The following is an 8,310-nucleotide window of genomic DNA, read 5'->3' on the forward strand; positions in this document are numbered from 1 at the left end:
GGGGTGGGCAAGACCACCATCGCCCGGCTGCTGGCCGCCGAGACGGATCTGCATTTCGTGCAGATCAGCGCCATCTTCTCGGGCGTGCCCGAACTGAGGAAGGTCTTCGAGGCGGCCAAGCTCAGGCGGCGGAACGGGCAGGGGACGCTGCTGTTTGTCGATGAGATCCACCGCTTCAACAAGGCGCAGCAGGACGGCTTCCTGCCGCATATGGAGGATGGCACGATCCTGCTGGTCGGCGCCACCACCGAGAATCCGTCCTTCGAGCTGAACGCGGCCCTCCTGAGCCGGGCGCAAGTCATGGTCCTGACCCGCCTGTCGCTGGCCGATCTGGAGCGTCTGGCCGAGCGGGCCGAGCATGAGCTGAAGCGCCGGCTGCCGCTCTCGCCCCAGGCCCGGGATGCGCTTCTGGAAATGGCGGACGGGGACGGGCGGGCGCTGCTCAACCTCATCGAGCAGGTGATGGCCTGGCGCGTCACCGGCGCCCCGCTCGATACCGAAGCGTTGACCAAGCGGCTGATGCGCCGCGCGGCGAAATACGACAAATCGGGCGACGAGCATTACAACCTGATCTCGGCGTTGCACAAATCGGTGCGGGGTTCCGACCCCGACGCCGCGCTCTATTGGTTCGCGCGGATGCTGGAGGGGGGCGAGGATCCGCGCTTCCTCGCCCGGCGCATCACCCGCATGGCGGTCGAGGATATCGGCTTGGCCGATCCGCAGGCGCAGTCGGTATGCCTGGAGGCCTGGCAGACCTATGAGCGGCTGGGCAGCCCCGAGGGCGAGCTGGCGCTGGCGCAGGCGGTGGTCTATCTGGCCCTCGCGCCCAAGTCGAACGCGGTCTATGTCGCCTACAAGGCAGCGCGGCAGCTGGCGCAGAAGACCGGCAGCGCCATGCCGCCCGCGCATATCCTGAATGCACCGACCAAGCTGATGGAGGCTCAGGGCTATGGCGCGGGCTATCAATACGACCACGATGCCGAGGACGGGTTCAGCGGCCAGAACTACTTCCCCGAGGGGGTGAAGCGCCCGGTCCTCTACGCGCCCCCCGAACGCGGCTTCGAGCGCGAGCTGAAGAAGCGGGTCGAGTATTTCGCCAAGCTCAGAAGCCGTCGCCAAGGTGGCCCGGCTTGACTTTGAGCCCCCCGCGGGCCAAGGCAGCGGCATGTTGTCAACGCTTCTCCAAGTCGCCCTCGGCGGCGCGATCGGCGCCTCGGGCCGCTACCTGACCGGGGTGGCGGCGATCCGCTTCATGGGGCCGGGTTTTCCCTGGGGCACGCTGGCCGTGAACGTGCTGGGGTCCTTCGTCATGGGGCTGGTCGTGGTCACGCTGGGCCATCTGAGCGCCAACCGTTTCGCGCCGCTTTTGATGACCGGCGTGCTGGGCGGCTTCACCACCTTTTCGGCCTTTTCGCTCGATACGCTGACATTGTGGGAGCGGGGCCAGCAGGCCCTCGCCGTCACCTATGTCGCGGCCTCGGTCACGCTGTCGCTGCTGGCGATCGTGGCGGGCCTCTGGATTGCAAGGAGCATCACCGCATGAGCGGCGTACAGACCCTGACCGTCGGCGCGGATGAAGGCGAGCAGCGGCTGGACCGCTGGCTGAAGCGCCGGTTTCCCCAGGTCACCCAGGGCATGGTCGAGAAGTTCTGCCGCAAGGGCGAACTGCGGGTCGACGGCAAGCGGGTGAAATCGGGCGACCGGGTGGCGCCGGGCCAGCAGGTGCGCATTCCGCCGCTGCCCGATGCCGCGCCGCCGCCCCCCACGCGCGTCGAGGGCATCGCCGATGCCGATGCCGAGATGATCCGCGATTGCGTGCTGTGGAAGGACGAGCATGTCATCGCCCTCAACAAGCCGCCGGGCCTGCCCTCGCAGGGCGGTTCGGGGCAGGGCAACCGGCATGTGGACGGGCTGACCGAGGCGCTGAAATTCGGCTACAAGGAGCGCCCGGTGCTGGTTCACCGGCTGGACAAGGACACGTCCGGGGTCCTGCTGCTGGCGCGGACCCCGCGCGTCGCCCGGCGCCTGTCCGAGGCCTTCCGCCACCGCAACACGCGCAAGATCTACTGGGCCATCGTGGCGGGCGTGCCGCAGCCCCTGATGGGGACGATCCGCTACGGGCTGGTCAAAACGGGCGGCCGCGACGCCGAGAAGATGCGCTGCGTGCACCCGAACGAGGTGGACAAGACCGAGGGCGCCAAGCGCGCCACCACCGATTACGCCGTGCTCGACCGGCTGGCCAGCCGCGCCGCCTGGGTGGCGCTGGTGCCGATCACCGGGCGCACCCACCAGCTGAGAGCGCATATGGCCGAGATCGGGCATCCGATCATCGGGGACGGCAAATACGGCGGTTCGGGGCAGGAGAACCTGGGCGACGGCTGGGGCGCGCAGCTGGGCGGCGACATTTCCCGCAAGCTGCACCTCCACGCGCGCCGCATCACCTTCGAGCATCCGATCACCGGCAAGCCCGTGACCATCGAGGCGCCCTTGCCCGCGCATATGGCGAAAAGCTGGGCGACGATGGGATGGAAGGAGACCGACGTTCCTGCCGACCCGTTCGAGGAGCAGGAATGACCCCTCGCCTGGTGATTTTCGACGTCGACGGCACGCTGGTCGACAGCCAGACCGACATCATCGAATCGATGACCGCCGCCTTTGCCGGGCAGGGGATGGCGGTCCCCTCGCATGAGGCGATCAAGGGCATCGTCGGCCTCTCGCTGCCGGTCGCCGTCACCCATCTGGCCCCGCGCGTGAGCGAGGCGCGGCGCGACGCGCTCGTCGCGGCCTACAAATCCACCTATCAGGCCCTCAGGTTGCAGAACGGGGCGGCCGGCAGCCCGCTGTTCCCCGGGGCCCGCGCGGCGCTGCAGCGGCTGGCGGCCGATCCCGCCGTGACGCTGGCCATCGCCACCGGCAAGTCGCGCCGCGGCCTCGACGGTCTGCTGGCCGCGCATGGGCTGGCCGGGCTCTTCGCCAGCACCCAGGTGGCCGATGACCATCCGTCCAAACCCCATCCCTCGATGATCCATGCCTGCCTGCGCGAGACGGGGATCGACCCCGGGCAGGCGGTGATCGTCGGCGATACCGAATTCGATGTCGAGATGGGCCATGCCGCCGGGATCCGCGCCATCGGCGTGACCTGGGGCTATCACCCGCTGAAGCGCCTGGGCCGCGCCGACCTCAGGATCGACAGCTTCGAGCAACTGGACGCGGCGCTGAAGGGGCTCTGGGCATGAGCGGCTGGGGACGCAAGGTCTTCTGGAAGAATGTCAGCGTGACCGAGGCGCCCGAGGGGTTCGGGATCGCGCTGGACGGCCGCGCCATCAAGACACCGGCCAAGGCGCCGCTGCTGCTGCCGACCCGCGCCCTGGCCGATCTGGTGGCCGCGGAATGGGCCGCACAGACGGGCGAGGTCAAGCCCGAGACGATGCCGGCCACCCGCGCCGCCAATGCCGCGCTGGACAAGGTGACCGGGCAATTCGCCGAGGTCGCGGGCCTGCTGACTGCCTACGGCGAAACAGATCTGCTGTGCTATCGGGCCGAGGCCCCGGTCGAACTGGCCGAGCGTCAGCGCGCCGGATGGGACCCGCTGCTGGCCTGGTCCGCAGACCGTTTCGGCGTCCGCTGGAGCATCACCTCGGGCGTCATGCCGACCCCGCAAAACCCCGAGACCTTGGCCCTGCTGGGGGCTCATGTGGCGCGCTTCACCCCGTTCGAGCTGACGGCCTTTCACGATCTGGTCGCCATGTCCGGCTCGCTGGTCATCGGCCTGGCGGTGACCGAGGGAATCGCCCCCGTGGAATCCCTTTGGGATGTGTCGCGAATCGATGAGGATTGGCAGGTCGAGCAATGGGGCGAGGACGACGAGGCCAGCCGCCTGACGTTGCACCGCCGGACCGCCTTTCTTGATGCCGCCCGTTTTTTCGCCGCCTGCCGCTGTTAGCGCCCAACAGGTTTGCCGGGAAAATACGCATTCTGCAGGGCGCAGCACCGCCGCGTTTGCCGCTTGCGTAAGCATCAGCGTCCGGAATGATTGACTTGACGGCCAATAATAATCGGCACAAATTCGCCTACGCAGCATCGTCACGATGCGCCTCGTCGCCCCGGCTCCTTGTCGTGGCGATGCCCAGCCGGATCTGAACCGGCAACCATTGGCTCCGCGAGGGGCTGGAAGACCACCCGCAAGGGCGGTTGCAACAGGAAGAGGTAACTATGAAAAAATCGGTATTTTTGGGGACGCTCGCAACGGCGGCCTTGGTGGCTGGCTATGCGTCGGCGGCAACGCTCGACGACGTGAAGGCCCGTGGCTCGCTGAACTGCGGCGTGTCGACCGGCGTGAACGGCTTCTCGGCCCCCGACGCGAATGGCGTCTGGCAGGGCTTTGACGTCGCCGTCTGCCGTGCCGTCGCCGCTGCCGTCCTGGGCGACCCGATGGCCGTGAACTTCGTGCCGACCACCGGCCAGACCCGCTTTACCGCGCTGGCGTCGGGCGAAATCGACATCCTCGCCCGGAACACCACCTGGACCTTCTCGCGCGATGCCGACCTCGGCTTCACCTTCATCGGCGTCAACTACTACGACGGCCAGGGCTTCATGGTGAACCGGGCGCTGGGTGTGTCCTCGGCCACCGAACTCGACGGCGCCACCGTCTGCATCCAGACCGGCACCACGACCGAGCTCAACCTCGCGGATTACTTCCGCATCAACAACATGACCTACGAGCCGGTCCCGATCGAGACCAACGCCGAGGCCCAGCAGCAGTACCTCGCCGGTGCCTGCGACGTCTACACCACCGACGCCTCGGGTCTGGCCGCGACCCGCGCCTCGTTCGAGACCCCCGGCGATCACGTGATCCTGCCGGAAATCATCTCGAAAGAGCCGCTGGGCCCGCTGGTGCGCCAGGGTGACGACCAATGGGCCGATATCGCCCGCTGGACCCTGAACGCGCTGGTCGCCGCCGAAGAGCTGGGCGTCACCTCGTCCAACCTCGAGCAGATGGCCGCCGGCACCAACAACCCCGAGATCAACCGCCTGCTGGGCACCGAAGGTGACCTTGGCGCGATGATCGGCCTCGATGCGCAATGGGCCATGCGCGCCATCGCCGCCGGCGGCAACTACGGCGAGATCTTCGCCGCCACCATCGGCGAGGCCACCCCGATCGGCCTGGCCCGTGGTCTGAACGCCCAGTGGACCCAGGGCGGTCTGCTCTACTCACCGCCGTTCCGCTAACGGTCCCGGATCCGGCGCGCGACCCCGTCGCGCGCCGTTTTCCTATCTAGAACACGCATAACCGTGTCGCCCGACGCCAAAAGGTGCGGGCAGCAAAAAAAACCACACGGATGCAGGGAGACATTTCATGGCAATGGACAGCGGTGCTCAGCAGCCCGCGTTTCGCCTGAGCATGTTGCTTTACGATTCGCGCTACCGGTCGATGACGATCCAGGTCTTCGCGCTTTTCGTGCTCATGTTCGGCGCCGCATGGCTGGTCTACAACACCAAGACCAACCTCGAGGCCCTGGGCAAGCCCTTCGGTTTCGACTTCCTCTTCAACACCGCGGGCTATGACATCGCGCAGCGACCGATCGAGTATTCCTCGCAATCGACGCATCTGCGCGCCACGGTCGTGGGCCTTCTGAACACGCTGATCCTGGCGGTCATGGCCTGCATCACGGCCACGGTGCTGGGCGTCGCGGCCGGCGTGCTGCGGCTCTCGAACAACTGGATCGTCGCGCGGCTGATGACCGTCTATATCGAGACCTTCCGCAACGTCCCCGTGCTGATCTGGATCATCGTCGTCTCGGCGGTGATGTCGGAATCGATGCCTGCGCCCTCGGCCTTCCGGGGCGAGAACGCGACCTCGAGCATGCTGCTCTTCGACTCGGTCGCCGTCACCAACCGCGGCGTCTATGTGCCCGCCCCGCTCTTCTCGCTCGATCTGGGGGCGGTGCTGGGCATGCCGAACCTCGGCACCGGGCTCAACTGGCTGGTCATCCTGGGCGTGCTGGTCGCCAGCTTCTGGCTGAACAAGCGGCTCCTCGCCCATGCCACGGCCGTGCAGAACGCCACCGGCATCCGGCCCAAGACCTGGTGGAAAAGCCTGCTGATCTTCCTGGCGCCGCTGGCTGCGCTTCTGGTGATCTTCGGCTTCCATGCCGAATACCCCGAATTGCGGGGCTTCAACTTCCAGGGCGGCATCCAGATGCGCAACTCGCTGATCGCCATGTGGATCGGCCTGAGCATCTATACCGCCGCCTTCATCGCCGAGAACGTGCGCGCGGGCATCCTCGCCATCGCCAAGGGCCAGACCGAAGCCGCCTATGCGCTGGGCCTGCAGCCGGGCAAGACCATGCGGCTGGTGATCCTGCCGCAGGCGATGCGGGTCATCGTCCCGCCGCTGATCTCGCAATACCTCAACATCACCAAGAACACCTCGCTGGGCCTCGCGGTGGGCTACATGGACCTGCGCTCGACCCTGGGGGGGATCACCATCAACCAGACCGGGCGCGAGCTGGAGGGGATGCTGCTGCTGATGCTGATCTATCTGGCCATCAGCCTGATCATCTCGACGGTGATGAACTACTACAACAACCGCATCAAGCTGAAGGAACGGTGACATGAGCGATACCCATGCGCAAACCGTCGCCTTCGTTCGCGACACCATGCTCCCGCCCGAGGAGCCGCCGTCCAACGCGACAGGCGCCATCCGCTGGATGCGCGAGAACCTGTTCTCGGGCTGGCTGAGCGCCATCCTGACCGTGCTGTCGCTGCTGGCTGTCGCCGGGCTGGTCTACGAACTGGCACCCTGGCTGGCCAATTCGGTCTGGAACGCCAGTTCGCTGACCGAATGCCGGGCCATCCTGGATGGCGCAAGCGGCGCCTGCTGGGCGGTGATCCGCGTCAACTGGTTGCAGTTGATGTTCGGCTTCTACCCGTCGCATCTGTACTGGCGGCCGATCCTGGCCTTCGTCCTGCTGATCGTGGCCGTCGCGCCGGTCCTCTTTCCGGCGGTGCCGCGCAAGCTGATGTGGTTCTCGGTCGTCTATCCGTTCACCGCCGTCTGGCTACTGTGGGGCGGGTCGGTCTGGGGCCCGGTCATGGTGCTGCTGGGACTGGCGGTGCTGGGCCTCTTCATCATGCGCGCGGCCGAGCCGCTCGGCACCGTGCCGACCAGCGGCATGGCGGTGGTCCTGTTCCTGGCGCTGTTCTTCGACCCGCCGGGCTGGCTCAACCTCGATCTGGGCATCTTCCCGATTGTCCAGCACCTCGCCGATCTGCTGGGCCGCCTTGTGCCCATCGAACTGGAAAGCGTGCCCTCGCGCGAATTCGGCGGCTTCATGATCTCAATCGTGATCGGCGTCGCCGGCATCGCGCTGTCGCTGCCCCTGGGCATCCTGTTTGCGCTGGGCCGGCAGTCGAACATGCCGCTGATCAAATGGATCTCGGTGACCTTCATCGAATTCATCCGCGGCGTGCCGCTGATCACGCTGCTGTTCACCGCCTCGCTGCTGCTGAACTACTTCCTGCCGCCCGGGACCAACTTCGACCTGATCCTGCGCGTCATCATCATGGTGACCCTGTTCGCCACGGCCTATATGGCCGAGGTGATCCGGGGCGGTCTGGCGGCGCTGCCGCGCGGCCAGTACGAGGCGGCCGATGCGCTGGGCCTCGATTACTGGAAGGCGCAGCGCCTCATCATCATGCCGCAGGCGCTGAAGATCTCGATCCCGGGGATCGTGAACACCTTCATCGGCCTGTTCAAGGACACCACCCTGGTCGTGTTCATCGGCATTCTCGATCCGATCGGCCGGGCGAGCGCGATCCGCGCGACCTCGGACTGGCAGGGGATCTACTGGGAACTCTTCATCTTCATCGGTGCGGTGTTCTTCGTCTTCTGCTTCTCCATGTCGCGCTACTCGATGTACCTCGAGCGCCGCCTCAAGACCGACCATCGTTAAGGAGACACCGCCATGGAAACCATGGAAACTGCCGCCGTCAATCGCAGCCAGATGAAGGTCTCGGACGAGGTCGCCATCCAGATCACCAACATGAACAAGTGGTACGGCACCTTCCACGTGCTGCGCGACATCAACCTGACCGTGAACCGGGGCGAACGGATCGTCATCGCCGGGCCTTCGGGCTCGGGCAAATCGACCATGATCCGCTGCATCAACCGGCTGGAGGAGCACCAGAAGGGCACGATCATCGTCGATGGCACCGAACTATCCTCGGACCTGAAGAACATCGACAAGGTGCGCTCCGAGGTCGGGATGGTGTTCCAGCACTTCAACCTGTTCCCGCATCTGACGATCC

Annotated in this window: 9 protein-coding genes; all 9 read left to right on the top strand. The window is 66.4% G+C overall.

Annotated features, from left to right (window positions below; translation table 11 throughout):
- A partial coding sequence (locus tag V7Q39_RS08965; RefSeq protein ID WP_333816225.1) for a replication-associated recombination protein A occupies window positions 1-1,134 on the top strand: 1,134 nt, incomplete at its 5' end.
- Between the two features lie 31 nt (window positions 1,135-1,165).
- Window positions 1,166-1,543 carry a fluoride efflux transporter CrcB gene (gene crcB / locus V7Q39_RS08970; RefSeq protein WP_333816226.1) on the top strand — a complete coding sequence of 126 codons (378 nt, stop codon included), beginning with the start codon at window positions 1,166-1,168 and terminating at the stop codon, window positions 1,541-1,543.
- Window positions 1,540-2,574 carry an RluA family pseudouridine synthase gene (locus V7Q39_RS08975; protein ID WP_333816227.1) on the top strand — a complete coding sequence of 345 codons (1,035 nt, stop codon included), beginning with the start codon at window positions 1,540-1,542 and terminating at the stop codon, window positions 2,572-2,574. Before crcB ends, V7Q39_RS08975 begins: the two co-directional genes overlap by 4 nt.
- On the top strand, window positions 2,571-3,236 hold the full coding sequence (locus V7Q39_RS08980; protein ID WP_333816228.1) for an HAD-IA family hydrolase: 666 nt from the start codon (window positions 2,571-2,573) through the stop codon (window positions 3,234-3,236). Before V7Q39_RS08975 ends, V7Q39_RS08980 begins: the two co-directional genes overlap by 4 nt.
- Window positions 3,233-3,943 (top strand): ATP12 family chaperone protein, encoded by a 711-nt coding sequence (locus V7Q39_RS08985; RefSeq protein WP_333816229.1) that lies wholly within the window; start codon window positions 3,233-3,235, stop codon window positions 3,941-3,943. The genes V7Q39_RS08980 and V7Q39_RS08985 overlap by 4 nt, the downstream gene beginning before the upstream one ends.
- Window positions 3,944-4,212: 269 nt before the next feature.
- Window positions 4,213-5,229, top strand: coding sequence for an amino acid ABC transporter substrate-binding protein (locus V7Q39_RS08990; RefSeq protein WP_333816230.1), 1,017 nt, complete (start codon window positions 4,213-4,215; stop codon window positions 5,227-5,229).
- Between the two features lie 127 nt (window positions 5,230-5,356).
- Entirely contained in the window at window positions 5,357-6,613 is a 1,257-nt protein-coding gene (locus V7Q39_RS08995) for an amino acid ABC transporter permease (RefSeq protein ID WP_333816231.1), read from the top strand.
- Window position 6,614: 1 nt separating this feature from the next.
- Window positions 6,615-7,955 (top strand): amino acid ABC transporter permease, encoded by a 1,341-nt coding sequence (locus tag V7Q39_RS09000; protein ID WP_333816232.1) that lies wholly within the window; start codon window positions 6,615-6,617, stop codon window positions 7,953-7,955.
- 12 nt (window positions 7,956-7,967) lie between these two features.
- Window positions 7,968-8,310 (top strand): ATP-binding cassette domain-containing protein (locus V7Q39_RS09005; RefSeq protein WP_333816233.1); only part of this gene is annotated, 343 nt, incomplete at its 3' end.

The sequence above is a fragment of the Tabrizicola sp. genome, assembly GCF_036781545.1.
GTDB lineage: Bacteria > Pseudomonadota > Alphaproteobacteria > Rhodobacterales > Rhodobacteraceae > Tabrizicola.